The following is a 25696-nucleotide window of genomic DNA, read 5'->3' on the forward strand; positions in this document are numbered from 1 at the left end:
CTGGGGGTCCGGGGGCCCGCGGCGGCAGCCGCTCGTGTTGCAGTCCCCGGGAAAGCACAGTCTCAACACCACGCAGGAGGCCGGTCGATGAGTCCTCGTACGAACAAGCCGCACGAGATCGTCGAGCGCGCCCTCGAACTGTCCCGGGCCGACGGCTGTGTCGTCATCGCCGACGAGCAGTCGACCGCCAACCTCCGCTGGGCGGGCAACGCGCTGACCACGAACGGCGTCACGCGCGGGCGCACGCTCACCGTCATCGCGACCGTCGACGGCAAGGAGGGCACGGCCTCGGGGGTCGTGTCCCGGTCGGCCGTCACCCCGGAAGAGCTGGAGCCGCTGGTGCGGGCCGCCGAGGCCGCCGCGCGCGGTGCCGCGCCCGCCGAGGACGCGCAGCCGCTCGTCACGGACGTACCCCAGTCGCCCGACTTCACGGACGGGCCCGCCGAGACCTCCTCCTCCGTGTTCACCGACTTCGCGCCGGCGCTCGGCGAATCGTTCGCACGCGCGCGTGCGGGCGGTCGCGAGCTGTACGGCTTCGCCAACCACGAGCTGGTCACCAGCTACCTGGGTACGTCGACGGGCCTGCGTCTGCGCCACGACCAGCCGAACGGGACGCTGGAGCTGAACGCCAAGTCCCCGGACCGTACGCGCTCGGCGTGGGCCGGCCGCTCGACCCGGGACTTCAAGGACGTCGACCCGGCAGCCCTGGACGCCGAGTTGGCCGTACGGCTGGGCTGGGCGGAGCGGAAGATCCAGCTGCCCGCGGGCCGGTACGAGACGCTGCTGCCGCCGACCGCGGTCGCGGACCTGCTGATCTACCAGATGTGGTCGGCGTCGGGGCGGGACGCGGTCGAGGGCCGCACGGTGTTCTCCAAGCCGGGCGGCGGCACGCGCGTGGGCGAGCGGCTCACCGAGCTGCCGCTGACCCTGCGCAGCGACCCGAACGAACCGGGCCTGGAATCCGCCCCGTTCGTGCTCGCGCACACCTCCGGGGGCGACCAGTCGGTGTTCGACAACGGGCTGCCGCTGACCGCCACCGACTGGGTGCGCGAGGGCGAGCTCCAGCACCTGCTGACCAGCCGGCACAGCGCGGGCCTGACCGGGCTGCCGGTGGCGCCGTCGATCGACAACCTGATCCTGAGCGGGGGCGAGGACCGCTCCCTGGAGGAGATGGTCGCGAACACCGAGCGCGGGCTGCTGCTGACCTGCCTCTGGTACATCCGCGAGGTCGACCCGGCGACACTACTGCTCACCGGGCTGACCCGGGACGGCGTCTACCTCGTGGAGAACGGCGAGGTGGCGGGCGAGGTGAACAACTTCCGGTTCAACGAGTCACCTGTGGATCTGCTGGGGCGGGCGACCGAGGCGGGGCGGACGGAAAAGACGCTGCCGAGGGAATGGAGCGACTGGTTCACTAGGGCTGCGATGCCCGCGCTGCGGGTGCCCGACTTCAATATGAGCTCTGTCAGTCAGGGCGTATAACCTCGTACCTGATCCACGAGACCATCCCAAGGAGATACGAGAACCGTGACGGACATCGTCGACGAACTGCAGTGGCGGGGGCTCATCGCCCTCTCCACTGACGAGGACGCATTGCGCAAGGCGTTCGCGGACGGTCCCGTCACGTTCTATTGCGGTTTCGACCCGACCGCGCCCAGCCTGCACCTCGGCAACCTCGTGCAGATCCTGACGATGCGCCGGATCCAGCAGGCGGGCAACCGCCCGCTGGGCCTGGTCGGCGGTGCCACGGGCCTGATCGGCGACCCGAAGCCGAACGCGGAGCGGACGCTCAACTCGCCCGACGTCGTGGCCCAGTGGGTCGACCGGCTGCGCGCGCAGATCGCCCCGCTGCTGGACTTCGAGGGCCCGCACGCCGCGATCATGGTCAACAACCTGGACTGGACGCAGGGTCTGTCGGCCATCGAGTTCCTGCGGGACATCGGCAAGCATTTCCGGGTCAACAAGATGATCGCCAAGGAGGCCGTCTCCCGGCGGCTCAACTCCGACGCGGGCATCAGCTACACCGAGTTCAGCTACCAGATCCTCCAGGGCATGGACTTCCTGGAGCTGTACCGCAGGCACGGCTGCACGCTCCAGACCGGCGGCAGCGACCAGTGGGGCAACCTCACCTCGGGCACCGACCTGATCCACCGGGTCGACCCGGAGGCCGAGGTGCACGCCCTGGGCACCCCGCTGATCACCAAGGCGGACGGCACCAAGTTCGGCAAGACGGAGTCCGGCACGGTCTGGCTCGACCCCGAGATGACCACGCCGTACGCCTTCTACCAGTTCTGGCTGAACGCGGACGACCGGGACGTCTCCAAGTTCCTGCGCATCTTCAGCTTCCGGTCCCACGAGGAGATCGAGGAGCTGGAGAAGCAGACCGAGGAGCGCCCCCAGGCCCGTGCCGCCCAGCGCGCGCTGGCCGAGGAGCTGACGACGCTCGTGCACGGCGCCGAGCAGACGGCCGCGGTCACCGCCGCGTCCAAGGCCCTCTTCGGACAGGGTGAGCTGGCGGAGCTCGACGAGAAGACACTGGCCGCGTCCCTCTCCGAAGTGCCGCACGTCCAGGTCGCCGAACTCGGCCCGGTCGTCGACCTGTTCGCCGAGGTCGGCCTCGTGGCGAGCAAGTCCGCCGCGCGGCGGACCGTGAAGGAGGGCGGGGCGTACGTGAACAACGTGAAGGTCTCGGCCGAGGACGCGGTCCCCGCCAAGGAGGACCTGCTGCACGGACGGTGGCTGGTGCTTCGGCGCGGCAAGAAGAACCTTGCCGCGGTCGAGGTGACAGGAGCGTAAGCGCCGTAGGGGCGTGGGGTTCGTTGCGGGCCGCGGGTTCGTCGTGGCTGGTCGCGCAGTTCCCCGCGCCCCTTTGGGGCGCGCTGCCCTCAGGCCCTCTGTTTGTTCTTGCCGATCGTCGCCATGTACGCCATGTCGACGACGAAGACGATGATGATCGCGGCGACGAGCTGGAACGCGTGGCGGCTCCAGTCGATGCCGCTGGTCGCGTCGACGCCGGCCGCCCGTGCGATCGCGTTGCCGACGATGGCGCCGAGAATGCCGCAGATGGTGGTCAGCCAGAGCGGACTGTGCTGCTTGCCCGGGATGATCGCCTTCGCGATCAGTCCCAGCACGAATCCCACGATGATCGCCCACAACCAGCCCATGGCTGCCTCCTTGTACGGCTCGACGTCGGACGTGAGCATTACGCCAAGTGTGGGTGTGGTCGCCGTACGGCGCATGTCGGGTACGGCCATACGCGCTACGGCCCAGTTCGTTCGCCCAGGCCGGAGGTCCCCCGGTCTCGAAGGCGGCGGAGGCGCGGCGTAACGTGGAACGTGTCGGGGCCCGGTTCCCGGATCGGGTGCTGACCGGGGCTGCGGGCCGGGGAGAGTCCGATGCGGGCGGATGGTGGAATGTGATGCGGAAGCTGCACGGCGAAGGCAACGCCCAGGTGTTCCGGATCACCGGAGCCCGGACGGGACTCGCGGAGGACATCCGCGGCCGCCAGCGCCGGTACGTCATCTCGATGTCGATCCGTACGGTGTCGGTGATCCTCGCCTGCGCGCTGTGGAACGTCGAACGGCACGTCGCGATCGTCGCGTTGGTGCTCGGTGTGCTGCTCCCCTACGTCGCCGTCGTGATCGCGAACGCCGGGCGGGAGAACGCGCCGGGGCTTCCGTCCACGTTCGTCACCGCGCCGCTGCGGCCGATGATCGCGCCGCCGAGGGCCGACGGGACGTTCGCGGAACCCGTCCCGGAAGAGGTCGTGCCCGAGCCGGCACCCCGCGTGGGAGGCGAACCGTACGACCGGTCGTGACCATGGCGAACGCGCCAGAACCGGACGTCGACTCCGCACCAAGCTCAAGAAAAGCTCAGATCAATCATGTTGTTCCGGTGCCGGGCGAGCGGTCACCCGTGACATACTTCGTACGCGCTCCGCATCCCCCGTCGGAGCGACGGACCGACGCCGGGCAGCTCCCCCCGTGGCTGCTCGGCGTCGCCATTTGAGGCCCCCGGCAGCACCCTCCGGAACCGGCCCCGCAGCTCCCCGTTGGTCAAGCCAGGAGGGTTCGTATGCTCGCCGTCTGGCAAAATGTCAGGTTTGTCACCGCCCTGACGGTCCTGGTCCCGCTGGCGTTCGTCTGCCTCACCCTGCTGGTCCTCGGACTGGCCGTGCTGGTGCTGCCTCCGTCGCGTCACGCGAGCGCGTTCCGGGCGATGGGGATCCTCCGGCAGGTCGTCGAGGTACTGGTGTCCGGCCGCCGGACGACCGCGGGGAACGGCTGACGCGCGGGCTCGGTTAGGGTCGGGCGCGTGATTCTGAACGCCGCCGGCTCCGATCCCGCCTCCCCGATCTGCTCCGCCAAGGGGTGCCGTGCCGCTGCCGTGTGGGTGCTGGCCTGGAACAACCCGAAACTGCACACACCGGAGCGGCGCAAGACCTGGCTCGCGTGCGAGGAGCACCGCGAGCACCTGTCCCAATTCCTCGGCGTGCGGGGCTTCTTGAAGGACGTCGTCAGCTTCGAGGACTGGGAAGAACCCGAGACCCCGTAGGGCCCCTTCGCCTACGACGGCTGCTCAGCCGCCGATCGCCGACATCGGCCGGTCCGGCTGGAGGAACGACGGGTCGTCCAGGCCCGAGCCCGCCTTCTTGCCCCACATCGCCTGACGCCAGACGCGGGCGATCTCCTCGTCCGGGGCGTCGGAGCGCAGGGCGCCGCGGAGGCTGGTCTCCTCGCGGGCGAACAGGCAGTTGCGTATCTGGCCGTCGGCCGTGAGGCGGGTGCGGTCGCAGGCCGCGCAGAACGGGCGGGTGACCGACGCGATGACGCCCACGCGGTGCGGGCCGCCGTCCACGATCCAGCGCTCGGCGGGGGCCGATCCCCGCTCGTCGGAGCCTTCGGGGGCCAACTCGAAGCGGGTGCGGAGGGAGGCGAGGATGTCGCCCGCCGTGACCATGCCCTCGCGTGTCCAGCCGTGCTGGGCGTCCAGGGGCATCTGCTCGATGAAGCGCAGTTCGTAGTCGTGCTCCACGGCCCAGGCCAGCAGGTCCGGGGCCTCGTCGGCGTTGAGCCCGGGCATCAGCACGGAGTTGATCTTCACCGGGGTCAGGCCCGCGTCGTGGGCGGCTTCCAGGCCCGCGAGGACGTCCTTGAGGCGGTCCCGGCGGGTGAGGGTCTTGAAGACGTCGGGGCGCAGGGTGTCCAGGGAGACGTTGACCCGGTCCAGACCCGCCTTCTTCAGGGCGGCCGCCGTGCGCTTGAGGCCGATGCCGTTCGTGGTCAGGGACATCTGGGGGCGGGGCTCCAGGGCCGCGACCCGCTCGACGATGCCGACCAGGCCGGGGCGGAGCAGGGGCTCGCCGCCGGTGAAGCGGACCTCCTCGATGCCGAGGGAGGTGACCGCGATGTCTATCAGGCGGACGATCTCGTCGTCCGTGAGGAGGTCGGGCTTCGCCAGCCACTGCAGGCCCTCCTCGGGCATGCAGTACGTACACCGGAGATTGCACCGGTCGGTCAGCGAGACCCGCAGGTCGGTGGCTACTCGGCCATAGGTGTCGATGAGCACGTGTGCCCCCTCCCTCGTTTCGGATCGCATGTTTTCCGACACCTGCGAGCCTACGCGACACCACTGACAACGAGAGCGGCCCGATCCCACGAGGTACGGCACGGCCGCGTCGTAGGGACCTACGACGCGGCCGTCGACGTGGGGGGACCGAGTGTGGGGACTCGGTGGGACCGGAGGGAGGCTCAGTGAGCGCCCGTGCCGGTCAGGGACCGTACCTCCAGCTCCGCGAACTTGCCGGTGTCCGGCTCCTCCTTGGAGAGGATCGTGCCGAGCCAGCCCAGCAGGAAGCCGACGGGGATGGAGATGATGCCGGGGTTCTCCAGGGGGAACCAGTGGAAGTCGACGTGGGGGAACATCGACGTCTCCTTGCCGGAGACCACCGGCGAGAACAGGACCAGGCCGACCGCCGCGACCAGTCCGCCGTAGATCGACCACAGGGCGCCCTGGGTGGTGAAGCGTTTCCAGAAGAGGCTGTAGAGGATCGTCGGGAGGTTGGCGGAGGCGGCGACCGCGAAGGCGAGGGCGACCAGGCCGGCGACGTTCAGGTCGCGGGCCAGGGCGCCGAGGAGGATGGAGACCGCGCCGATGCCGACCGTGGCGTAGCGGGCGGCGGCCATCTCCTGCTTCTCCGTGGCCTGGCCGCGCTTGATGACGTTCGCGTAGATGTCGTGGGCGAACGAGGAGGACGAGGCCAGGGTCAGGCCGGCCACGACCGCGAGGATCGTGGCGAAGGCGACCGCCGAGATGGTGGCCAGGAGGATGGCGCCCCAGTTGGAGTCGACTCCGCCCAGATGCAGTGCCAGGAGGGGGGCGGCCGTGTTGCCCGCCTTGTTGGAGGCGATGATCTCGTCGGGTTTGATCAGCGCGGCGGCGCCGAAACCGAGGGCCAGGGTCATCAGGTAGAAGGCGCCGATCAGGCCGATGGCCCAGATGACCGACTTACGGGCGGCCTTGGCGGTGGGCACCGTGTAGAAGCGGATCAGGATGTGCGGCAGGCCCGCGGTCCCGAGGACCAGGGCGAGACCCAGGGAGATGAAGTCCAGCTTGGTCGTGCCGGTGGCGCCGTACTTGAGGCCGGGGTTCAGGAAGGCGGAGCCCTTGCCGCTGTTGGAGGCGGCCTTGCCGAGCAGGTCGGAGACGTTGAAGTTGAACTTCAGCAGCACCAGGAAGGTCAGCAGCAGAGCGCCGGCGATGAGCAGGCAGGCCTTGACCATCTGGACCCAGGTGGTGCCCTTCATGCCGCCGATGGTGACGTACACGATCATCAGGACGCCGACCAGGGCGACGATGCCGATCTTGCCCGCGTCGGTGGTGATGCCGAGGAGCAGCGAGACCAGGACGCCCGCGCCGGCCATCTGGGCCAGCAGATAGAAGATCGACACCACGATGGTGGACGTGCCCGCCGCCGTACGGACCGGGCGTTGGCGCATGCGGTACGCGAGGACGTCGCCCATGGTGTACCGGCCGGAGTTGCGCAGCGGTTCGGCCACCAGGAGCAGGGCGACCAGCCACGCGACCAGGAAGCCGATGGAGTACAGGAAGCCGTCGTATCCGAAGAGGGCGATCGCGCCCGCGATGCCGAGGAAGGACGCGGCGGACATGTAGTCGCCGGAGACGGCGAGGCCGTTCTGGAAGGCGGTGAACTGACGGCCGCCCGCGTAGAAGTCGGCGGCGCTCTTGGTCTGGCGGCCCGCCCATACGGTGATGACGAGCGTGGCGGCGACGAAGATCGCGAACAGGGTGATGATCAGCGGCCGGTGCTGGCTCGCCTCGCCTGCGGCCAGGGTGATCGCGGGGCTCATGCGCCGCCCTCCATCCGGGACTTGATGGCTGCCGCCTTGGGGTCGAGCTTCGCGGCGGAGTACCGCGCGTACCACCAGGCGATGAGGAACGTGGTGAGGAACTGGGCGAGGCCCAGGACCAGCGCGACGTTGATGTTGCCGACGACCTTGGTGTCCATGAAGTCGTCCGCGTAGTTGCACAACAGCACGTACAGCAGGTACCAGACGATGAAGGCGACGGTCACCGGGAAGGCGAAGGAGCGGTGGGCGCGGCGCAGTTCGGCGAACTCCGCGCTCTCCTGGACCTGTTCGAACTCCTCGGTACTGGGGAGTTGGTGTTCGGCTTTCGAGGGGGGTGGTGTCTCGGTGGCCACGGTGTCTCCTCGCGTTACGGACCTGCGGGTTCTGGTCTGACTCGGCGCTTCCTGTCCAAGGGCACGGCGCCGCGCGCCGACCGGTTCAACTCCTTTGACTTCTTTCGGTAGTCGTCTTTGGGAAATCATTGCTGGCCAGGTGCCGCGGGAGATAACTTCAGGTCTGCACCACTCGTCATGTACCTGCCCGAGCGCGCCACCACGTCTCGGGCCGTTTCATTTCCGGATGATGTGGAGATCCCATGGCTCATCTGCGCCCCAGACACCGGCTCGCCCTCGCCGTACCGGTCGTCCTGTCGCTGACCGCCTCGCTCGGCTTCCTTCCGTCGGCGGCCTCGGCGGTCCCGATCGCGGAGACCGGGACCACGGCACAGGCCGCCGACGCACCGAATCTCGCGTATGTGGTCAACACCCGGCTGGACCACCGGACGATCAACTCGGTCAAGAAGGCGATCAATGCGGCCGGCGGCACCATCGTGGTGACGTACGAGAAGATCGGTGTGATCGTCGTGCACTCGGCGAACCCCGACTTCGGCGTGCGGATCCGTGCGGTGCGCGGTGTGCAGTCGGCCGGTGCCACGCGGACGGCGCCGCTGAGCCTCGCCTCGACGACCGACGAGGGCGCGGTGCAGTACCTCTCCAAGGACCAGGCCGCGAAGACGGCCAAGGCCTCCGCGGCCGCCGGTGACAGCGAGCCCCTCGAGGCCGACCAGTGGGACCTGCCCGCGATCGGCGCCGACAAGGCCGCGAAGATCAACCCGGGCAGCAAGAGCGTGACGGTCGCCGTCATCGACGTCGGCGTGGACGACACCCACCCGGACATCGCCCCGAACTTCTCCGCCTCGCAGTCCGCCAACTGCGTGGGCGGCAAGGCGGACACCACCTACGGCTCCTGGCGTCCCGTGGACTCCGCCCACTACCACGGCACGCATGTCGCGGGTGAGATCGCCGCCGCCCGCAACGGCATCGGTGTGGCCGGCGTCGCCCCGGGTGTGAAGGTCGCCGGGATCACGGTGGCCGAGCCGGACTCGACGCAGCTGTTCTACCCGGAGAGCGTGGTCTGCGCGTTCGTGTTCGCCGCGGATCACGGCGTGGAGATCACCAACAACAGCTACTACGTTGATCCCTGGCTGTACAACTGCATGGACGACCCCGATCAACGTGCCATTGTTGACGCGGTCAACAGGGCCCAGCTGTACGCGCAGAGCAAGGGCACGCTCAATGTCGCGGCGGCCGGCAACTCCAACGACGACCTCGACTCGGACGCCCTCGTCGACGACTCCAGCCCCGACGACTCGACCGCGACGACCCGCACGGTCGACCCGCACGAGTGCTTCGACGTACCGACCCAGCTGCCGGGTGTCGTCACGGTGAGCTCGGTCGGCGTCAAGAAGGCCAAGTCGTACTTCTCCAGCTACGGCAAGGGCGTCATCGACGTGGCGGCGCCGGGCGGGGACGCCCTGCAGATCCCGGACACCCCGTCGAAGAACGGCCGCATCCTGTCCACGCTGCCGAACAACTCGTACGGCTATCTCCAGGGCACCTCGATGGCGACCCCGCACGTCGCCGCCGTGGCCGCGCTGCTCAAGTCGACGCACCCGCACGCCAGTCCGGCCCAGCTGCAGGCGCTGCTGAAGGCCGAGGCGGACAACCCGGGCTGCCCGACCGAGCCGTACGACACCAACGGCGACGGTGTCGTGGACGCGACCTGCGTGGGCGGCAAGCGGGTCAACGGCTTCTACGGGTTCGGCATCGTCAACGCCCTGCGGGCGGTGAAGTAGCCGACACCGCACCTGTTTCACGGGCCGGGCGGATCTCTCCGCCCGGCCCGTTCATGTCTGCATCACAGCCCTCTCTATATTGATTCAATCAATACTGCATAGTGAAATCATGACTGACATCAAGATGGCATGGGCTGCTCTGGGCGGCGATCCCGCCCTGGTCTCGCGCGTCTCGACCGTCGCACGCCCAGGAGCGCTCGAAGCGCGGCTTCCCGTACGGGAGTTGGCGCGGGCCTGTGTGGGAGCGTGCGCGCTGGCCGCCGCCGAACTGGGGGCGCGGCGGGCCGGGCTCGCGGAGGTACCCGGGGTGCGGGTGGACGACGGGGCCGTCGCGACCGCGTTCGTCAGTGAGCGGCATCTGTTGATCGACGGGCGGGCGCCGGTCAGCTTCGCGCCGCTGTCACGCTTCTGGCGGACGGCCGACGGCTGGGTCCGCACCCACGCGAACTACCCGCACCACCGGGCACGACTCCTGGACGCGCTGAAACTGCCGGAGGGCGCGTCGGTGGAGGACGTGGCCGCGGCGCTCGCCGAGCGGTCCGCGCTGGAGGTCGAGGACACGGTGTACGGCGCCGGGGGCCTCGCGGTCGCGCTACGGACGGCGGAGGAGTGGGCCGCGCACGCACAGGGGGTCGCGGTGGCCCGGCGACCGCTCGTCGAGCGCGAACGACTGGACACCGCACGCGCGCGTGCGCTCCCGCCGCTCGACGGCGACCCGTTGCTGCCCGCCGCCGGGCTGCGCGTGCTCGACCTGACCCGGGTCATCGCGGGCCCGATCGCCACGCGGACGCTCGCGCTGCTGGGCGCGGACGTACTGCGCGTGGACGCCCCGCAGTTGCCCGAGGACCCGGACGCGCACGCGGACACCGGTTTCGGCAAGCGGTCGACCCGGCTGGACCTCGGCCTGGCGGCCGACCGGCGCACCTTCGAGGAGTTGCTCGCACGGTCGGACGTGGTCGTCACCGGGTACCGGCCGGGCGCCCTGGACCGGTTCGGCCTCTCCCCCGAGACACTGGCCGACCGTCGACCTGGGCTGATCGTGGCGCAGTTGTCGGCGTGGGGTGCGTACGGGCCCTGGGGCGACCGGCGCGGGTTCGACAGCCTGGTGCAGGTCGCCACGGGCATCGCGGCGATCGAGGGGGCACCGGAACGGCCTGGCGCGCTGCCCGCGCAGGCTCTCGATCACGGGACCGGGTATCTGCTGGCGGGGGCGGTGCTGCGGGCGGTGACGGAACAGGCGGAGCAGGGTTACGGAATCGCCCTGCGGTTGGCGCTTGCGCGGACTGCGGCGTGGTTGATGGCGGACGGGGGTGAGCGGGGAAACGCGACGGCGACCGGAACGGCGTACGAGAGCGAACGGGGCCCGACGGCACGCAGGCAGAACGGAACGGCGTACAACCAGCCCGACGCCTGGCTCGTCGAGACGGACAGCGATATCGGGCGGCTGCGGCATGCCCTGTCGCCGGTGTCGTTCGTCGGTGGGCCCTCGAACTGGGCGCGGCCGCCGGGGTGTTGGGGTACAGACCCGGCTCGGTGGGCTTGATGCGCGGGTCGGGCGGAAACGTACCTATGAGCGGAATGTCGTTCCGCTGGTCGTTTTGTTGCACTTGCCCGGTTCTGTGGCGGCTGGTGAAGATCTTGGGGTGACCTTGATACGACCGACTGTCGAAGCTGCCGGCACGAGCGGCTCCGGGCGGCGCCCCGGTACGCGTCGGGCCGTCGCCGTACTGGCCCTGGTGGTGCTCGCCGCGCTGATACCCCTGCTCGGCCCGTCCGCCGCGCTGCACGGCACCGGGGAGGCCGCCGCTCCCGGGGTCGGCGGCATCGCGCTGCTGCGGGCGGTGTTGTTCGGGGCGCTGTGCGTCCCCCTGGGCGAGCTTTTCGTGAACCGGCTCGCGCGTACCGTGCCCGGCGCTCCCCCGAACGGCCCCCGCAGCTGGGCCCCGTACGCGGCCGGTGCCGGTTTCGTCGCCGCGCTGGGGCTCGCGTCGGTCGTGGCGACGGGCAACCTGGTGCCGCGCAGCCTCGCCCAGATCGACGTCGGCGGCCTCTACCAGTCCCGGGACGGCAAGTTGGCGCTCCTGGAGGTCAACGCGTTCGCCGTGGCGGCCCTGTGCGCCCGGTCGCGCAGGCCTGGCCTCCAGGTGTGGCCCCTGGCCGCCGTGGTCGTCGCGGAGGCGCTGCGGGTGCACCCGGCGAGCGAGCACAGCCCCCTGGTCGGCTCCGAACTGACCCTGGTGCACCTGACGTGCGCGGCACTGTGGGTGGGCGGTCTGCTGCACGTGCTGCGGACGTTGCGACAGTGGCGCGGTACCGAGGCGGGGGCCGCACTGTTGGGACTCTACGCGCGCGTGGCGGCCGTCCTGCTCGCCGCGATCACCGCCACGGGCGTGTGGAGTTCGCTGCGCCGGATGCCGGCCGGCACGATCCTGGACCAGCTGACGACGACGGCGTACGGGCGCACCCTGCTCGCCAAGGTGATCCTCGTCGCCGCCGTCGCCGTCCTCGCGCTGTGGGCGCGGTCCCGGCTGCGGCGGGCCGCCGATCCGCTGACCGCCTGCTCACCCGCACGGGCGGAGGTCGTCGCCCTGGGGGTGGTGGTCCTGGTCTCCGGACTGTTGACGGCCTTGCCGGTGCCGATCCGCTGGCATTGATCAACCCGTCGCTCAACCCATCGCTCAACTAGTCACCGACCAGTCAATGTCCGCCATCAATAGTTGATCAACCGTTCGTGACCAGGACCTTCAGGGCCGTGCGCTCGTCCATCGCCTTGTAGCCGTCGGGCACGCCCTCCAGGCCGACCGTCAGGTCGAAGACGGGCGAGGGGTCGATGGTGCCGTCCAGGATGTCGGGCAGCAGCTCCGGGATGTACGTGCGGACCGGCGCGACCCCGCCGCGCAGCGCGATGTTCCGGTCGAACATGACCCCGAGGTCGAGGCCCGTGCCGCTGCCGTGCGGCACGCCGACGAAGCCGATCGCGCCGCCGTCGCGCGCGATGCCGACGGCCGTCCGCATGGACTGCTCGGTGCCGACGGCCTCGACAACGGCGTGCGCGCCCTGGCCGCGGGTGAGTTCGCGGACGGCCTCAACGGCTTCCTCACCGCGTGCGGCGACGACGTCGGTGGCGCCGAAACGGCGGGCGATGTCCGTGCGCACCTCGTGGCGGCCGAGCGCGATGATCCGCTCGGCGCCGAGGCGCTTGGCGGCGAGCACGGCGCACAGGCCGACCGCTCCGTCGCCCACGACGGCGACGGTGGCGCCCTTGCGGACGCCCGCGCCGAGAGCGGCGTGGTGGCCGGTGCCCATGACGTCGGACAGGGTCAGCAGCGCGGACAGCAGATGGTCGTCGGAGGCCGCCTCCTTCGGCAGCCGTACGAGGGTGCCGTCGGCGAAGGGCACACGTACGGCCTCGCCCTGGCCGCCGTCGTAGCCCACGGCGCCCCAGAAGCCGCCGTGCACACAGGACGTGGTGAGGCCCTCGCGGCAGTAGTCGCAGACGCCGTCGGACCACACGAAGGGCGCGACCACGAGATCGCCGGTCCTGACGCCGTTCACCTCGGAGCCGGTCTCCTCCACGATCCCGAGGAACTCGTGTCCGATGCGCTGCCCGGGCTGCCGGGCCGACTCGCCGCGGTACGCCCACAGGTCGCTGCCGCAGATGCAGGCGCGCAGCACTCGGACGACGGCGTCGGTGGGCAGCTGGACCAGGGGCTCGGGCACGTCCTCCACGCGCATGTCGAACGGGGCGTGGATGGTGGTGGCGCGCATGGCGAGGGTCCTTCTCGTCGCTGGTGTGCTGGTGCGCTCAGGGGGTGGTCGAGCGCACTTCACGGTACGCCGCCGCCGGTGCGCGGCGCTCGGCGAGGGTGCCGAGCACGCCCCGGACCAGCAGGAACTGTGCCGCGACGTACGTCAGCATGATCCAGAAGTCGGGCCTGGGCGGCTGCGGCCAGTCGGCGACCCCGGTCGCGATGAAGGTGTCGGAGACCATGAAGAGCGCCCCGCCGAGCCCGGCGACGAGGCCGAGCCGGGTGGCCGCCGCGCAGGCCATGGCTGTCAGGAGGGTGCTGTAGCCGGCCACGGGGACGCGCAGGTCCGCCGGGAGGTCCGGCCACAGCAGCGTGACGGTGACGGCCAGCGCGGCGGCGTACCCGAGGGCGAGAAGAACGGCACGCGCGCGTGGAGCACTGTTCAGGCCGCCGTACGTCCTGAAGAGGGCGAGGTAGTTGAGGTGGCCTGCCGCGAAGAACGACATGCCGGCGAGGAAGGCGGGGTCGGCGTCGGAGAGCAGCAGGGTGTCGCCGCCCCAGCCGCAGAGGAGCGCGGCGACAAGGAGCCGGGGTGCGCCGCGCAGGGCCGCGTACGCGGCGAGGAGCGGCATCAGGAGGGGCTTGGTGACGGTGTGGCCGGGGTCGTAGCCGACGGCGAGCGAGAGCAGGTCCAGGAGGGCTGTCAGTGCGAAGACGGTCAGGATCACGCGAGGGACGGCCGGGTGTGCGGAACGTGGGTTCACGCGGCCGCGGTCTCCTCTGCGGCCGGGATGTTCTGCCCCGGGACGGGCACCGGCTGCCAGCCCGGTCCCCGGAACACGCGTCCCGCGCGCTCGCGCCAACTGGTCGCCGCCTTCAGGTCCTTGGCGATGGCGACGTACTCATGGGTGGCCACCTTGATCGGGTTGAACGTGTTGATGTTCTTCGTCAACCCATAGACGGGCCGCTCAACCTCCGGCACGAAGGACCCGAAGAGCCGGTCCCAGACGATGAGGATGCCGCCGAAATTGCGGTCCAGATAGCCGCCCTGAGAGGCGTGGTGGACCCGGTGGTGGGAGGGGGTGTTGAAGACGAACTCGAACCAGCGGGGCATCCGGTCGATCCGCTCGGTGTGGATCCAGAACTGGTAGACGAGGTTCGCCGAGGAGCAGAAGGCCAGCGCGGCGGGATGCACGCCCAGGGCGATGAGCGGGACGTAGAACGGCCACACCGTGAGGGTCGTCCAGGGCTGGCGCAGGGCCGTGGTGAGGTTGAACCTGCGGCTGGAGTGGTGGACGACGTGGCAGGCCCACAGGATGCGGATGACGTGGTGGCCGCGGTGGGACCAGTAGTAGAAGAAATCCTGCCCGAGCAGCATCAGCGGGATCGTCCACCACAGGACGGGCACGCGCAGCGGGGTGAGTTCGTAGATCGCCGTGTAGACCGCGACGATCGGGATCTTCCAGAGGAAGTCGAAGACGAGGCTCCCGAGCCCCATGCCGACGCTGGTGACGGCGTCCTTCGTCTCGTAGCCCGCCGCGTCCTCGTCGGGATGGACGCGCACGCTGATCATCTCGATCACGGTGAGCAGCACGAAGGCGGGTATCGACCAGAGCACGGCATCGGGCAGGTTCGGCATGGGTGAACCGTAGGACCGCTGGTCGGCCGCGACTAGACGTTGTTACCCACAAGTATTACCGGGGGTACGCGCTTGCTTGTTGGCGATCTCCGCCAATGGGCCCGCCATGTCCCGGTTGTGGGTCGCTACACCCCGGCCGCCCCCAGCAACGCGCCCGCCGCATAGGTGACCCCCATGGCCAGCGCCCCGCCCGCCACGTTCCGGAGCATCGCCGGTCTCGTGTCCGCCGTCCCGAGCCGGGCGCTGCTCCAGCCCGTCAGGACCAGCGCGGCCAAGGACGACACCACGGTGACGCCGAGCCGCCAGTCGGCCGGGGGCAGGACGATCGCCAGGAGGGGCAGCAGGGCGCCGACCGTGAAGGACAGGAAGCTCGCCCAGGCCGCGTGCCAGGGGTTGGTGAGGTCGTCGGGGTCGATGCCCAGCTCCACGCGCGCGTGGGCACGCAGCGCGTCGCGTTCCGTGAGCTGGGCCGCCGCTTCCATGGCCACCTCACGGGTCAGGCCGCGGTCCTGGAGAAGTTCGGTCAACTCCTCCAGTTCGGCCTCCGGTTGCTCCTTCAGCTCGCGCTTCTCCAGGGCCAGGGCGGCCTTCTCCGAGTCGCGCTGGGTGGAGACGGACACGTACTCCCCCGCCGCCATCGACATGGAGCCGGCGAGGAGACCCGCGAGGCCGGCCGTCAGCAGCGCCGAGCGGTCGTCCGTGGCGCCCGCCACGCCGACGACGAGACCGGCGGTGGACACGATGCCGTCGTTGGCTCCCAGGACCGCGGCCCGCAGCCAGTTCAGCCGCGAGCCCAGGGAGCCGTCATGGGCCTCGTCATGGTTCTCGCCGTGGGCCTCGTCGTTGGTCGGTTCCGTCACACCGCGAAGGATCGCACCCCCGCCCTCACCACACCCGTACCGACGCTCCCCGCGCGAACACCGGGCTCGTCGCGCCCGCCGGCGGTTCGGCGAGGGGCTCCGCGATCTCGCTCACCAGGGGGCCGACCTTCGCCGCGATCGGGTCCAGGGTGTCGAGGTCGAACCCATAGACGCGGGCCGCGTTGCCGCCGATCATCGCCGCGACCTCGTCGCGCGGCACGCGCGCGTAGGCGAAGCGGAGGCCCTCCCTGGAGTACGGGTACGTCCCCTCGTCGTGCGGGTAGTCGCTCCCCCACATGATCTTCTCGATGCCGATGCGCTCGCGCAGGGGCACCTCATGGGGGCGCATGAAACTGGCGCCCACGAAGCAGTTGTCGCGCCATACCTCCGAGGGACCCTTGCCCATCGAAGTGGCAAGCCCCGCGCCGAACTTGGACTCCGCGGTCGACGCCTTCGTGGCCGCCGCGACCAGCCGCCCGTGGTAGTAGTCCAGCATGTCGAGCACCCCGGGTATCCAGCCGGAGCCCTGCTCGGTGAGGACCAGTCTCAGGTCCGGGTGACGGCGGAACGCGCCGCCGAAGATCAGGTGCCACAGGGCGCGGTGCGAGAACCAGGTCGTCTCGACCATGTACACCGCGCGGGCGGCCGGTTCGTCGCCCAGGGGCGGGGAGGCCGAGCCCGCGTGGTGGTTGACGGGCACGCCGAGTTCCGCGCAGACGGCCCAGATCGGGTCGTACGCCGACGAGTACAGCTCGGGCAGCCCCGAGCCCGGCGGGGTGCCGGGCAGCAGCAACCCGCCCCGGAGGCCCGCCCCGACCGCCCACCGGATCTCCTGGACGGCCTCCTGGACGTCGTTGAGGAGGATCTGGAAGACACCCGCCCGCCGGCCCGGCGCGGCCGCGCAGAAGTCCGCCAGCCAGCGGTTGTGGGCGCGCAGGCCGGCCCAGCGGCGCCGGAACTCCTCGGCCGTGGGCGCGGGGGCCATCAGGGAGCCGGACGGGAAGAACGGCGGGATGGTGTTCGGGAAGACGACCTCCGCGACGATCCCGTCCTCCTCCAACTCCGCGATCCGCCGCCCGGAGTTCCAGTTCTTGTCGGCCGTGTCGGCGACCAGGTCCTCGTACGGGTTGACGTACGTGGCCGCCCACGCGTCGAACTCGTCGTGGTACCGCTGCTCCAAGTAGGGCCGGTAGTCCAGGAGATCGGCGCCCGCGTGGCAGTCCGCGGAGATGACCGTGTACCGGTCCGCGCCGTCGGAACCCACGGAATCCATGGAGCCCGTGGAGGTCATGGCGTCGCCCCCAGGACCGGGAAGTCGTGGTCGGTCAGCCAGTGCCGCCCCACCTCCCGCGAGCGCGCCCAGGACGCCGTCACGGCCTCCTGGTCGTCCTGCTGGCCGAGTTCGGCGGGGGTAGGGCCGATCCGGCGGGCCAGCGGCTCCAGGGCCGCCACGTCGAAGCCGAACGCGTCCGCCGCCGCCAGGCCCAGCATGCGGCGGGTCTCGTCCACCGGGATGTCGTGGAAGGTGCGCTTCAGCCACGCGCGCGTGTCGGGCCAGGTGCCCTCGGGGTGCGGGAAGTCGCTGCCCCAGAGGATGTTGTCGACGCCGATCTCATAACGCTGGGCCAGTTCACGGCGCTTGGTGTTGGTGGCGCAGATGAAGACCTGCCGGTCGAGGTACTCGCTCGGCGGACGCTTCAACTCCGCGAACGGCGACAGCTTCTTGCCGCCGTGGGCACCCAGGTAGAGGCGGTCCATGAACCACAGCTGGTTCGGCAGCCACCAGCAACCCGACTCCGCCACACCGAACTTGAGACCCGGGTGGCGCTCGAAGACCCCGGACCAGAGCAGGAACCAGAGCGGCCGGGCGGGCCACCAGGTCACCTCGCTCACGTAGATGCCCAGATGGTCGCCGTACTCGTGGCGGGGCGCGGCCCCGGAGTGTGTGAGCACGGGCATCCCGCACTCGGCCGCGGCCGCCCACACGGGGTCGTAACGCCGGTCGTGGTAGGGCTCCTTGTCGACCCACATGGAGGGGATCATCAGGGCGCCGAGGCCCGACTCCTTGGCGCGGTGGATCTCCGCGACGACCTTCTCCGTAGGGGCCGTCACGGGCAACAGGGCGACTCCGCAATGCCGTTCGGGGTTCTCGGAGACGAAGTCGGCGAGCCAGCGGTTGTGCGCCTGTGCGCCCGCCATACCCAACTCCGGGTCCTGGTCCCCGGAGAGGCCGAGGCCCACTCCGAAGGGCGCGGCCGTCTGGCTGTCCACCGCGTCCGCGTCCGGGAAGACCACCTCGGCGGCCACCCCGTCCCCGTCCAGTTCCTTGAGGCGCTGCGCGGTGTCCCAACCCCCGCGCAGGCCCTCCTCGTTGTCCTGGAACCACTTCGCCGCGAACGCCTCGTTGCGGATGCCGAGCCGGGTCATCTCCTCGCGGCGGCGGTCGCGTCCGGCGAGGAACTCGTCGAAGTCCCGGTGGAACCGGGCGTCCAGATAGGGCCGGTACTCCTCGGTGGGCAGCCCGGCGTGGCAGTCAGAGGAGATGATCAGGTACGGCTCCTGGTCGGTCACAACAGCCCCCTCAGTCCAGGATGAAGCTCTCTAGGTACGACGGGTTCGCCCGGTCGAGCATCGAGCCCGCCCGTGCCCGGATCTGGGCGTCGCTGTGCTCGCTCTCGGGCAGCAGCCAGAAGCGGTCCGCGCGGATGCCGTCCACGACGAGGTCGGCGACCTCTTCCACCGGCGTGAAGGCGACCTCCTTGCCCGCCGCCTTCATCGCGCTCTCCCACTGGTCGAGGCTGCGGTACGGGGTTCTACGGGGGCGCTCCTTCGCGTACCGGTCCGGCCGGTTGCGGTGCGACTCCCACAGCCCCGTGCGCAGCATGTGCGGCCCCGGGAAGAGCACCGAGGCGCCCACGCGCGCGTGCTCCGCCTTCAAGTGGGCGTACAGGGACTCGGTCATCGTCACGACGGCCGCCTTGGTGACGGCGTACACGGAGGCGGTGGGCAGCGGGGCGATACCGCCGTCCCCGGAGGACGTGTTGACGACATGACCGGGTTGACCGGACTTGATCATCCTCGGTACGAACGCCTGGATGCCGTGGAAGACGCCCCACACGTTGACGGCGAACGCCCATTGCCAGTCGTTCGGTTCGTGCTCCCACATCCGGCCTTCGGCGCCCGAGCCGACCCCGGCGTTGTTGCACAGGACGTGGACGGCGCCGTACGTGTCGTAGGCCGACTCGGCCAGGTCCAGGACCTGTTGGCGTACGCCGACGTCGACCACGCGCGCGTGCACGTCGGCGCCGTCGGCGCGCAGATCGGAGGCGGCCTTGTCGAGGGCGCCCTCCTCGACGTCGGCGAGGACCACCTTGAGCCCGTCGGCTGCGAACCGCCGCGCCATCGCGAGCCCGATCCCGCTCGCCGCCCCAGTGACGACGGCGACCTGCCCCTCCCTCAGTTCCATCAGACGCTCCCCTCAGGGGGCCCGTCGTGGATCTGGAGCGGGTCGTCGTAGCGCTGGTGGATGTAAGGCAACAGGGCCTGCGCGTCGACCCGTTCGACGACCCTGCCGCGCTGGTCGCTGGTCTTCTCGGCGATGGTGATGTCGACGAGGGTGCGCACGGGGAGGTCGGCGACCGGGTCGTACATGGACTCGCGCAGGACGACGTCCCCGGTGACGCGTTCCAGTCGGCGGACCTTCTCGTTGCGCAGGCAGTGCACGAGCACGGGGTCGGCGTCGAAGCCCGAACCGTCCACCGCCGGAAGGAACTTGAAGTAGAAGTCGGTCTTCTGCGTCGGCCCGGGGAGGGGCAGTTCCTCGCTGACCGCGCCGCGGACCTCGACGAAGGCGATGCCGTGCCGGGCGAGGGACGCGTGCACGACGAGGCCCACGCGCTCGACGGTCACCTCGCCGAGTTTCTTGGGCTCCCCGAAGACCTCACGGCCGCCGGTGAGGGCCCGTTCGTGGGTCATCGGCATCACCAGGGGGTACCAGCCCTCGACGCCGTCGTGCGCGGCGGCGACCGCGAACGAGCCCGCGCCCAGGGGGTATCCGGTCAGTTCGACCTTGCTGATGTTCACCCGGACCAGGGGCCGCCCGGTGGGCTTGAGGGGCGGCGGCAGGACCGCCGCGACCGCGTCCGGGTCGCTCTCCCAGACGGCCACCACACCCGTGGACCAGATGTCGGGGAGCCTGGAGCTCGCCGTGCGTGCGGCGGCGATCTCCGCCTCGGTCCGTGCGCCGTACCGTACGCGTGCCATACGCCGTACCGCCCTTCGTAGGCCGTCATCCGTCAGGCGGGCAGCACGTTCGCACCGGGCGGGCAAAAGGTCCATAGCCACGCGCACGTGCATTCGGCGGACCCGAACGGGCGGGCGGGGCGGGCGACCTGAGGGACAGGACTGTCAGTGGCGGCCCGTATCCTCAGTGACCATGCTCGAAGACCACTCGCCGACAGTGTCCGCAGCCACTCCGTGGCCGGCCGCATATCCCCAGGGGTACGCGGTAGTTGACGTGGAGACCACCGGCCTGGCCCGGGACGACCGGATAATCTCCGCGGCCGTCTACCGTCTGGACGCGCTCGGCGAGGTCGAGGACCACTGGTACACGATGGTCAACCCGGAGCGCGATCCCGGCCCCGTGTGGATCCACGGTCTGACGAGTGACGTCCTGGAGGGCGCGCCCCTCTTCAAGGACATCGCCGAGGAGTTCGCGACCCGCCTGGAGGGCCGGGTGCTGGTCGCGCACAACGCGGTCTTCGACTGGCAGATGATCGCGCGGGAGTACGCGCGCGTGGAGATCGAGCCCCCGGTCCGTCAGCGGCTGTGCACCATCGCGCTCTCCAAGGAACTGAGCCTGCCGCTGCCCAACCACAAACTGGAGTCCCTGGCAGCGCACTTCGGCGTCGTCCAGCAGCGCGCGCACCACGCGCTGGACGACGCGCGCGTGCTCGCCGAGGCGTTCCGGCCGAGCCTCCGCGCGGCGGCCCAGGGCGGCGTACGACTGCCGCTGCACGAGTGCCGGCCGCTGACCGAGTGGGCCCAGCCCGCGCCCCGGATCGGTCAGCAGGCAGGGGGCTACGGCGGCTTCGGGGCGGGCAGTTGGCGTCCCGCGCGCAAGCGGCCCGCGTGCCCCTATCCCAACCCGGGGCGCTTCGAGGACGGCAGGCCGCTCAAGCAGGGGATGCGGATCGCGTTCTCCGGGGACACGTCCATCGAGCGCGAGCTGCTGGAGGACCGGGCCGTGGAGGCCGGGCTGCATGTCGCGACGAGCCTGTCCCGGCTGACCAGTCTCCTCGTCACGAACGACCCGGACTCGGGCACCTCGAAGGTGGTCAAGGCCAAGCAGTTCGGCACGCCTGTGGTGGACGAGGCCGCGTTCGGGCAGCTGCTGCGGGACGTCGAGGCGGCGGACTGACGGCGCCCCGGTGACCGTACGGACGGGTGATTGTCGTACGACTCGCCCCGCGCGCGCTCGCCCGTGCCGGGTGGACGGCCCACCCTGTGGCGCATGGCGAGATGTGAAGTGTGCGGCAATGACTACGGCATGAGCTTCGAGGTGCACGCGCAGGGCGCGGTGCACGTCTTCGACTGCTTCTCCTGCGCGATCCACCGCATGGCCCCGATCTGCGAGCACTGCCGGGTGCAGATCATCGGCCAGGGCGTGGAGGTCGAGGGGCGCTGGTTCTGCGGGGGCCACTGCGCGCGGGCGGAGGGGATGGTGGGGATCATCGACAAGGTGTGAGCGTGTTCCCCGCCCGCGCGGGGGTGTTCCTCGGTAGACCCCTCGACCGTGCAACCCGGTCGTGTGCTCCCCGCCGCTGCGGGGCTGCGGCCCTCGGCGGGACCCTCCCGTCGAGGGCCGATCCGTGCCAGGTACCGTCAGTGGGGTGTACCGCTTCCTGATGTCCCGGCAGTGGGTGATCCTCGCGTTGATCACCCTTCTCCTGATCCCCACGATGATCAGGCTGGGCATCTGGCAGATGCACCGCTACGAGATGCGCAGCGCCCGGAACCAGTTGGTCACGAACGCGCTGCACGCGAAGCCGGTCCCCGTGGAGACGATCAGCGCCCCCGGGCACGCGGTGACCCGTACCGAGAAGTACCGCACCGTCACCGCGACCGGCACCTTCGAGACGTCTAAAGAAGTCGTCGTCCGGCGTCGCACCAATGACGACGACGAGGTCGGCTTCCACGTCCTCACCCCGTTCGTGCTGACGGACGGCAAGGTCGTGTTGATCAACCGTGGATGGATCCCGGCGACCGGGGTGCAGACGGCCTTCCCGAAGATCCCCGCGCCGCCGAGCGGCAAAACAACCATCACGGGGCGTCTGATGGCCGACGAGACGACCGCGGCGAGCGGCATCAAGGACATCAAGGGCCTGCCCGACCGCCAGATCATGTTGATCAACAGCGAGGAACAGGCGAAGCGGCTCAACGCCCAGGTGCTCGGCGGCTATGTCGAGCAGACCGCGCCGGAGCCGAAGGGCGACACGCCCGAGCAGATCTCCGACCCGGGCAAGGAAGACGCCCCGCTGAACTACGCGTACATGATCCAGTGGTGGCTGTTCGCGGCGGCCGTACCCGTCGGCTACGTAGTGCTCGCCCGGCGCGAGGCCCGCGACCGCCGGGAGGCCGCGGCGAAGCAGGAGGAGACGGCGGAGGCCGAGCCCGCGACCGTGTGACCCGGGCCTTTCTTCACCCGCCCGGCCCCGAACCTTGATTGCCTCACCGACAGGCAGGGAACCCGCACCCCGTGCACCCACGTATCGAGGACTACGCCCTCATCGGCGACGAACAGACCGCGGCCCTGGTCGGCATGGACGGCTCGGTCGACTGGCTGTGCCTGCCGCGCTTCGACTCGGCCGCCTGCTTCGCCCGAATGCTCGGCGACGAGGACAACGGCCACTGGCGCATCGCCCCCAAGGGCGCCGACCGCTGCACCCGCCGCGCCTACCGCCCCGACACCCTGGTCCTGGACACGGAGTGGGAGACCGACGAGGGCACGATCCGCGTCACCGACCTGATGCCCCAGCGCCACCGCGCCCCCGACGTCGTACGCATCGTGGAAGGCGTCAGCGGCAAGGTCACCGTGCACAGCAGGCTCCGCCTGCGCTTCGACTACGGCTCGGTCGTGCCGTGGGTGCGCAGGTCCGACGGGCACCGGGTAGCCGTCGCCGGTCCCGACTCGGTGTGGCTGCGCAGCGAGCCCGAAGTGCGCACCTGGGGCGAGGACTTCAGCACCCTCTCGGAGTTCACAGTAGAGGCCGGCGAGAAGGTCGCCTTCGTCCTCACCTGGCATCCCTCGCACGAGCCCCGTCCGGCGCTCGTGGACCCGTACAAGTCGCTGCACACCAGCGTCGCGGACTGGAGGCGCTGGGCGGCCCGCTGCCGCTACGACGGCCCCTACAGGGACGCGGTCGTACGCTCCCTGATCACCCTCAAGGCGCTCACGTACCGCCCGACGGGTGGCATCGTCGCCGCGGCCACCACGTCACTCCCCGAGGAGATGGGCGGCGTCCGCAACTGGGACTACCGCTACTGCTGGCTGCGCGACTCCAGCCTCACCCTGGGCGCCCTGGTCGCCGCGGGCTACCACAAGGAGGCCGAGGCCTGGCGCGACTGGCTGCTGCGCGCGGTCGCGGGCGACCCGGCGGACCTGCAGATCATGTACGGCGTGGCAGGCGAACGGCGGCTCCCCGAATTCGAACTGCCGCACCTCTCCGGCTTCGGCGGGTCGGCCCCCGTCCGCATCGGCAACGGAGCCGTCAACCAGCTCCAACTCGACGTCTACGGAGAGGTGCTCGACTCCCTGTGGCTGGCCCGCCGCGCGGGCCTGTCCCCCAAGCCGCACATGTGGTCGCTCCAGGCCGTTCTCCTGGAGTGGCTGCGCGCGCAGTGGCAGCAGCCGGACGAGGGCCTGTGGGAGGTGCGCGGCGGACGCCGGCACTTCGTGCACTCCAAGGTCATGGTCTGGGTGGCCGCCGACCGGGCCGTCCGCACCCTGGAGGAGTACGCCGACCTGCCCGGCGACCTGGAGGGCTGGCGCGAACTGCGCGACGCGGTGCACCGGGACGTGTGCGAGAAGGGCTACGACCCGGAGCGCAACACGTTCACGCAGTACTACGGCTCGCGGGAACTCGACGCCGCCCTGCTGCTGATCCCCCGCTTCGGCTTCCTCCCGCCCGACGATCCGCGGGTCGTCGGCACGGTCGACGCGGTCCGCGAGGCCCTGGGCCACGACGGCTTCGTACGCCGCTACGACACCGCCGCCGACACCCCCGTCGACGGGCTCCCCGGCGACGAGGGCGCCTTCCTTGCGTGCTCCTTCTGGCTCGTGGACGCGCTCCAGATGACGGGCCGCAAGAAGGAGGCCCGGGTGCTGTTCGAGCGGCTGGTGGGGCTCGCGAACGACGTGGGGCTGCTCGCGGAGGAGTACGACCCCGTGGCCGGTCGTCTGCTGGGCAACTTCCCGCAGGCGTTCAGCCACATCGGCCTGGTGAACACCGCCCTCACCCTGTTCGGGGACGAGGAGGCAGGATAGGGACCATGGATCTTGGACTGAAGGACCGGGTGTACGTCGTCACCGGGGCCACCCGCGGACTGGGCAACGCCGCCGCGCGCGAGCTGCTGGCCGACGGCGCGAAGGTGGTCGTCACCGGCCGGGACGAGAAGCGCGCCGCCGACGCGGCGGCCGAGCTGGGGCCGAACGCGGTCGGCGTGGCCGTCGACAACGCCGACGCGGAGGCGCCGGCCCGGCTGATCGCCGCCGCGCGTGAGCAATTCGGGCGCTTCGACGGCATCCTCGTGAGCGTCGGCGGGCCGCCGCCCGGGTTCGTCGGCGACACCACCGACGAGCAGTGGCAGTCGTCGTTCGAGTCGGTGTTCCTGGGTGCGGTACGGCTCGCCCGCGCGGCCGCCGAGGAGCTGGAGGCGGGCGGTGTCATCGGGTTCGTGTTGTCCGGTTCGGTGCACGAGCCGATCCCCGGGCTGACGATCTCGAACGCGCTGCGGCCCGGCCTGGCCGGTTTCGCCAAGTCCCTCGCGGACGAGCTGGGGCCGCGCGGCATCCGCGTCGTGGGGCTGCTTCCGGCCCGCATCGACACGGACCGCGTGCGCGAGCTGGACGGGTTGTCCGCGGACCCGGAGGCCACGCGTGCGGCAAACGAGTCGCGGATTCCGTTGCGGCGGTACGGGACTTCGGACGAGTTCGGGCGGGTGGCGGCGTTTCTGCTGTCGCCGGCCGCGTCCTATCTGACGGGGATCATGGTGCCTGTGGACGGTGGGATGCGGCACGGGTTCTGACGTCGGGTGCGGGCCGTCGTGGGCTGGTCGCGCAATTCCCCGCGCCCCTTTGGGGCGCTCAACTCACCCTTTCCGCGCGGTGCTTGACGCCCGTCAGGCGGACCTCCGTCGGCAACGTGTCCAGGCCCGCCGAATCGCGGGCGTGGGCAAGGGCGTTGGCCGTCAGGTGGTCGAGGGCGACTCCGGGGTCCACGTGCGGTTCCAGGCTGAGCTGGACGCGGGCCTCGGGGGCCGTGCGGGTGCCGGCGAGCCGCACGTGCGCGTGGGCCACGCCGTCCAGGGCGCCCGCGTCGGTGGCGAGGACGCCCTCCAGGGCCCGGCCCCGCAGCAGCGCGCCCTCGCCGTCGCCGGTGCTGACGGCGACCTCGGTGAGCCGACGGCGCCGTAGCACCGCGACGAGCCACCAGAGGGCGAGCAGAACCAGGACGGCGAGCACGGCGAGGACCGTCGGCCACCACCAGCCGTCGCCCCGCCAGCGGGTGCGCCGGGCGTCGCTCAGCAGGACGTCGTGACGCCCGTCGTAGATCCACCAGGAGGGCGGCTTCACTCCGAGGCCGACGGCCAGGACGGAGCCGCCCAGCACGAGCAGGACGAGGCCTACGACGCCGATCACCGCGCGGTTGACGATCCTGAGCATC

26 protein-coding genes are annotated in these 25696 nt (G+C 70.7%); 13 read left to right on the forward strand and 13 right to left on the reverse strand.

Features of this window, described 5'->3' with window-relative positions; genetic code table 11:
* Nucleotides 1-87: 87 nt before the first annotated feature.
* Both R2B38_RS07305 and tyrS read left to right on the forward strand, forming a co-directional pair.
* Nucleotides 88-1482 carry a metallopeptidase TldD-related protein gene (locus tag R2B38_RS07305; RefSeq protein ID WP_318015478.1) on the forward strand — a complete coding sequence of 465 codons (1395 nt, stop codon included), beginning with the start codon at nt 88-90 and terminating at the stop codon, nt 1480-1482.
* A 45-nt stretch (nt 1483-1527) separates the two neighbouring features.
* Nucleotides 1528-2796 carry a tyrosine--tRNA ligase gene (gene tyrS, locus R2B38_RS07310; RefSeq protein ID WP_318015479.1) on the forward strand — a complete coding sequence of 423 codons (1269 nt, stop codon included), beginning with the start codon at nt 1528-1530 and terminating at the stop codon, nt 2794-2796.
* 89 nt (nt 2797-2885) lie between these two features.
* Here tyrS and R2B38_RS07315 read toward each other — a convergent pair whose 3' ends face one another.
* Nucleotides 2886-3164 (reverse strand): GlsB/YeaQ/YmgE family stress response membrane protein, encoded by a 279-nt coding sequence (locus tag R2B38_RS07315; RefSeq protein WP_033286407.1) that lies wholly within the window; start codon nt 3162-3164, stop codon nt 2886-2888.
* A 254-nt stretch (nt 3165-3418) separates the two neighbouring features.
* Between R2B38_RS07315 and R2B38_RS07320 the strand changes: the two genes are divergently transcribed.
* The 3 genes from R2B38_RS07320 (at nt 3419) to R2B38_RS07330 (ending at nt 4554) form a co-directional block, all read left to right on the forward strand.
* The gene (locus R2B38_RS07320; protein ID WP_318015480.1) at nt 3419-3817 is read left to right on the forward strand and encodes a DUF3099 domain-containing protein; all 399 of its coding nucleotides are present in this window, start codon (nt 3419-3421) and stop codon (nt 3815-3817) included.
* Nucleotides 3818-4074: 257 nt separating this feature from the next.
* Entirely contained in the window at nt 4075-4287 is a 213-nt protein-coding gene (locus R2B38_RS07325; protein WP_318015481.1) for a hypothetical protein, read from the forward strand.
* A gap of 27 nt (nt 4288-4314) precedes the next feature.
* On the forward strand, nt 4315-4554 hold the full coding sequence (locus R2B38_RS07330) for a hypothetical protein (RefSeq protein WP_033286404.1): 240 nt from the start codon (nt 4315-4317) through the stop codon (nt 4552-4554).
* A gap of 24 nt (nt 4555-4578) precedes the next feature.
* Here the strand turns inward: R2B38_RS07330 and moaA are convergent, their stop codons facing one another.
* The 3 genes from moaA to R2B38_RS07345 all read right to left on the reverse strand — a co-directional run bounded on the left by moaA (nt 4579) and on the right by R2B38_RS07345 (nt 7723).
* Nucleotides 4579-5568 (reverse strand): GTP 3',8-cyclase MoaA, encoded by a 990-nt coding sequence (gene moaA / locus R2B38_RS07335; RefSeq protein ID WP_318015482.1) that lies wholly within the window; start codon nt 5566-5568, stop codon nt 4579-4581.
* 182 nt (nt 5569-5750) lie between these two features.
* The gene (locus R2B38_RS07340) at nt 5751-7370 is read right to left on the reverse strand and encodes a cation acetate symporter (protein ID WP_033286402.1); all 1620 of its coding nucleotides are present in this window, start codon (nt 7368-7370) and stop codon (nt 5751-5753) included.
* Nucleotides 7367-7723, reverse strand: a complete 357-nt coding sequence (locus R2B38_RS07345; protein ID WP_033286401.1) for a DUF485 domain-containing protein — start codon at nt 7721-7723, stop codon at nt 7367-7369. Before R2B38_RS07345 ends, R2B38_RS07340 begins: the two co-directional genes overlap by 4 nt.
* Nucleotides 7724-7965: 242 nt before the next feature.
* Here R2B38_RS07345 and R2B38_RS07350 point away from each other — a divergent pair, with 242 nt between their 5' ends.
* From R2B38_RS07350 to R2B38_RS07360, 3 genes are all read left to right on the forward strand, one after another.
* Entirely contained in the window at nt 7966-9504 is a 1539-nt protein-coding gene (locus tag R2B38_RS07350; protein ID WP_318015483.1) for a S8 family serine peptidase, read from the forward strand.
* Between the two features lie 109 nt (nt 9505-9613).
* On the forward strand, nt 9614-11047 hold the full coding sequence (locus R2B38_RS07355; protein ID WP_318015484.1) for a CoA transferase: 1434 nt from the start codon (nt 9614-9616) through the stop codon (nt 11045-11047).
* 100 nt (nt 11048-11147) lie between these two features.
* The gene (locus tag R2B38_RS07360) at nt 11148-12158 is read left to right on the forward strand and encodes a CopD family protein (RefSeq protein WP_318015485.1); all 1011 of its coding nucleotides are present in this window, start codon (nt 11148-11150) and stop codon (nt 12156-12158) included.
* 67 nt (nt 12159-12225) lie between these two features.
* Here R2B38_RS07360 and R2B38_RS07365 read toward each other — a convergent pair whose 3' ends face one another.
* From R2B38_RS07365 to R2B38_RS07400, 8 genes are all read right to left on the reverse strand, one after another.
* Entirely contained in the window at nt 12226-13272 is a 1047-nt protein-coding gene (locus R2B38_RS07365) for a zinc-dependent alcohol dehydrogenase family protein (protein WP_318015486.1), read from the reverse strand.
* A gap of 37 nt (nt 13273-13309) precedes the next feature.
* Nucleotides 13310-14017, reverse strand: coding sequence for a lysoplasmalogenase (locus R2B38_RS07370; RefSeq protein ID WP_318015487.1), 708 nt, complete (start codon nt 14015-14017; stop codon nt 13310-13312).
* Nucleotides 14014-14892, reverse strand: a complete 879-nt coding sequence (locus R2B38_RS07375; RefSeq protein WP_318015488.1) for a sterol desaturase family protein — start codon at nt 14890-14892, stop codon at nt 14014-14016. The genes R2B38_RS07370 and R2B38_RS07375 overlap by 4 nt, the downstream gene beginning before the upstream one ends.
* A 125-nt stretch (nt 14893-15017) precedes the next feature.
* Entirely contained in the window at nt 15018-15752 is a 735-nt protein-coding gene (locus R2B38_RS07380; RefSeq protein ID WP_318015489.1) for a VIT family protein, read from the reverse strand.
* A gap of 25 nt (nt 15753-15777) precedes the next feature.
* On the reverse strand, nt 15778-17043 hold the full coding sequence (locus R2B38_RS07385) for an amidohydrolase family protein (RefSeq protein WP_318015490.1): 1266 nt from the start codon (nt 17041-17043) through the stop codon (nt 15778-15780).
* Nucleotides 17040-18323 carry an amidohydrolase family protein gene (locus R2B38_RS07390; RefSeq protein WP_318015491.1) on the reverse strand — a complete coding sequence of 428 codons (1284 nt, stop codon included), beginning with the start codon at nt 18321-18323 and terminating at the stop codon, nt 17040-17042. Before R2B38_RS07390 ends, R2B38_RS07385 begins: the two co-directional genes overlap by 4 nt.
* A gap of 10 nt (nt 18324-18333) precedes the next feature.
* The gene (locus tag R2B38_RS07395; RefSeq protein WP_318015492.1) at nt 18334-19218 is read right to left on the reverse strand and encodes an SDR family NAD(P)-dependent oxidoreductase; all 885 of its coding nucleotides are present in this window, start codon (nt 19216-19218) and stop codon (nt 18334-18336) included.
* Nucleotides 19218-20015: an acetoacetate decarboxylase family protein gene (locus R2B38_RS07400; protein WP_318015493.1), complete on the reverse strand. Its 798-nt coding sequence runs from the start codon at nt 20013-20015 to the stop codon at nt 19218-19220. The genes R2B38_RS07395 and R2B38_RS07400 overlap by 1 nt, the downstream gene beginning before the upstream one ends.
* Before the next feature lie 172 nt (nt 20016-20187).
* Between R2B38_RS07400 and R2B38_RS07405 the strand changes: the two genes are divergently transcribed.
* The 5 genes from R2B38_RS07405 (at nt 20188) to R2B38_RS07425 (ending at nt 25058) form a co-directional block, all read left to right on the forward strand.
* Nucleotides 20188-21171 carry a DEDDh family exonuclease gene (locus R2B38_RS07405; protein WP_033286389.1) on the forward strand — a complete coding sequence of 328 codons (984 nt, stop codon included), beginning with the start codon at nt 20188-20190 and terminating at the stop codon, nt 21169-21171.
* 93 nt (nt 21172-21264) lie between these two features.
* Nucleotides 21265-21498: a hypothetical protein gene (locus R2B38_RS07410; protein ID WP_033286388.1), complete on the forward strand. Its 234-nt coding sequence runs from the start codon at nt 21265-21267 to the stop codon at nt 21496-21498.
* A gap of 145 nt (nt 21499-21643) precedes the next feature.
* Nucleotides 21644-22438: an SURF1 family protein gene (locus tag R2B38_RS07415; protein ID WP_318015494.1), complete on the forward strand. Its 795-nt coding sequence runs from the start codon at nt 21644-21646 to the stop codon at nt 22436-22438.
* Nucleotides 22439-22509: 71 nt separating this feature from the next.
* The gene (locus R2B38_RS07420; RefSeq protein ID WP_318015495.1) at nt 22510-24297 is read left to right on the forward strand and encodes a glycoside hydrolase family 15 protein; all 1788 of its coding nucleotides are present in this window, start codon (nt 22510-22512) and stop codon (nt 24295-24297) included.
* Between the two features lie 5 nt (nt 24298-24302).
* Nucleotides 24303-25058 (forward strand): SDR family oxidoreductase, encoded by a 756-nt coding sequence (locus R2B38_RS07425; protein WP_318015496.1) that lies wholly within the window; start codon nt 24303-24305, stop codon nt 25056-25058.
* A gap of 58 nt (nt 25059-25116) precedes the next feature.
* Here R2B38_RS07425 and amaP read toward each other — a convergent pair whose 3' ends face one another.
* Nucleotides 25117-25695, reverse strand: a complete 579-nt coding sequence (amaP, locus tag R2B38_RS07430) for an alkaline shock response membrane anchor protein AmaP (RefSeq protein WP_318015497.1) — start codon at nt 25693-25695, stop codon at nt 25117-25119.
* Between the last annotated feature and the right edge of the window lies 1 nt (nt 25696).

The organism is Streptomyces sp. N50, assembly GCF_033335955.1.
Classification (GTDB): domain Bacteria; phylum Actinomycetota; class Actinomycetes; order Streptomycetales; family Streptomycetaceae; genus Streptomyces.

Coding starts and splice junctions, on each gene's coding strand:
- R2B38_RS07305 (WP_318015478.1), top strand. CDS start 88: ATGAGTCCTCGTACGAACAAGCCGCACGAGATCGTCGAGCGCGCCCTC.
- R2B38_RS07315 (WP_033286407.1), bottom strand. CDS start 3,164: ATGGGCTGGTTGTGGGCGATCATCGTGGGATTCGTGCTGGGACTGATC.
- R2B38_RS07320 (WP_318015480.1), top strand. CDS start 3,419: ATGCGGAAGCTGCACGGCGAAGGCAACGCCCAGGTGTTCCGGATCACC.
- R2B38_RS07325 (WP_318015481.1), top strand. CDS start 4,075: ATGCTCGCCGTCTGGCAAAATGTCAGGTTTGTCACCGCCCTGACGGTC.
- R2B38_RS07340 (WP_033286402.1), bottom strand. CDS start 7,370: ATGAGCCCCGCGATCACCCTGGCCGCAGGCGAGGCGAGCCAGCACCGG.
- R2B38_RS07350 (WP_318015483.1), top strand. CDS start 7,966: ATGGCTCATCTGCGCCCCAGACACCGGCTCGCCCTCGCCGTACCGGTC.
- R2B38_RS07355 (WP_318015484.1), top strand. CDS start 9,614: ATGACTGACATCAAGATGGCATGGGCTGCTCTGGGCGGCGATCCCGCC.
- R2B38_RS07365 (WP_318015486.1), bottom strand. CDS start 13,272: ATGCGCGCCACCACCATCCACGCCCCGTTCGACATGCGCGTGGAGGAC.
- R2B38_RS07375 (WP_318015488.1), bottom strand. CDS start 14,892: ATGCCGAACCTGCCCGATGCCGTGCTCTGGTCGATACCCGCCTTCGTG.
- R2B38_RS07385 (WP_318015490.1), bottom strand. CDS start 17,043: ATGACCTCCACGGGCTCCATGGATTCCGTGGGTTCCGACGGCGCGGAC.
- R2B38_RS07395 (WP_318015492.1), bottom strand. CDS start 19,218: ATGGAACTGAGGGAGGGGCAGGTCGCCGTCGTCACTGGGGCGGCGAGC.
- R2B38_RS07400 (WP_318015493.1), bottom strand. CDS start 20,015: ATGGCACGCGTACGGTACGGCGCACGGACCGAGGCGGAGATCGCCGCC.
- R2B38_RS07405 (WP_033286389.1), top strand. CDS start 20,188: ATGCTCGAAGACCACTCGCCGACAGTGTCCGCAGCCACTCCGTGGCCG.
- R2B38_RS07410 (WP_033286388.1), top strand. CDS start 21,265: ATGGCGAGATGTGAAGTGTGCGGCAATGACTACGGCATGAGCTTCGAG.
- R2B38_RS07425 (WP_318015496.1), top strand. CDS start 24,303: ATGGATCTTGGACTGAAGGACCGGGTGTACGTCGTCACCGGGGCCACC.
- amaP (WP_318015497.1), bottom strand. CDS start 25,695: ATGCTCAGGATCGTCAACCGCGCGGTGATCGGCGTCGTAGGCCTCGTC.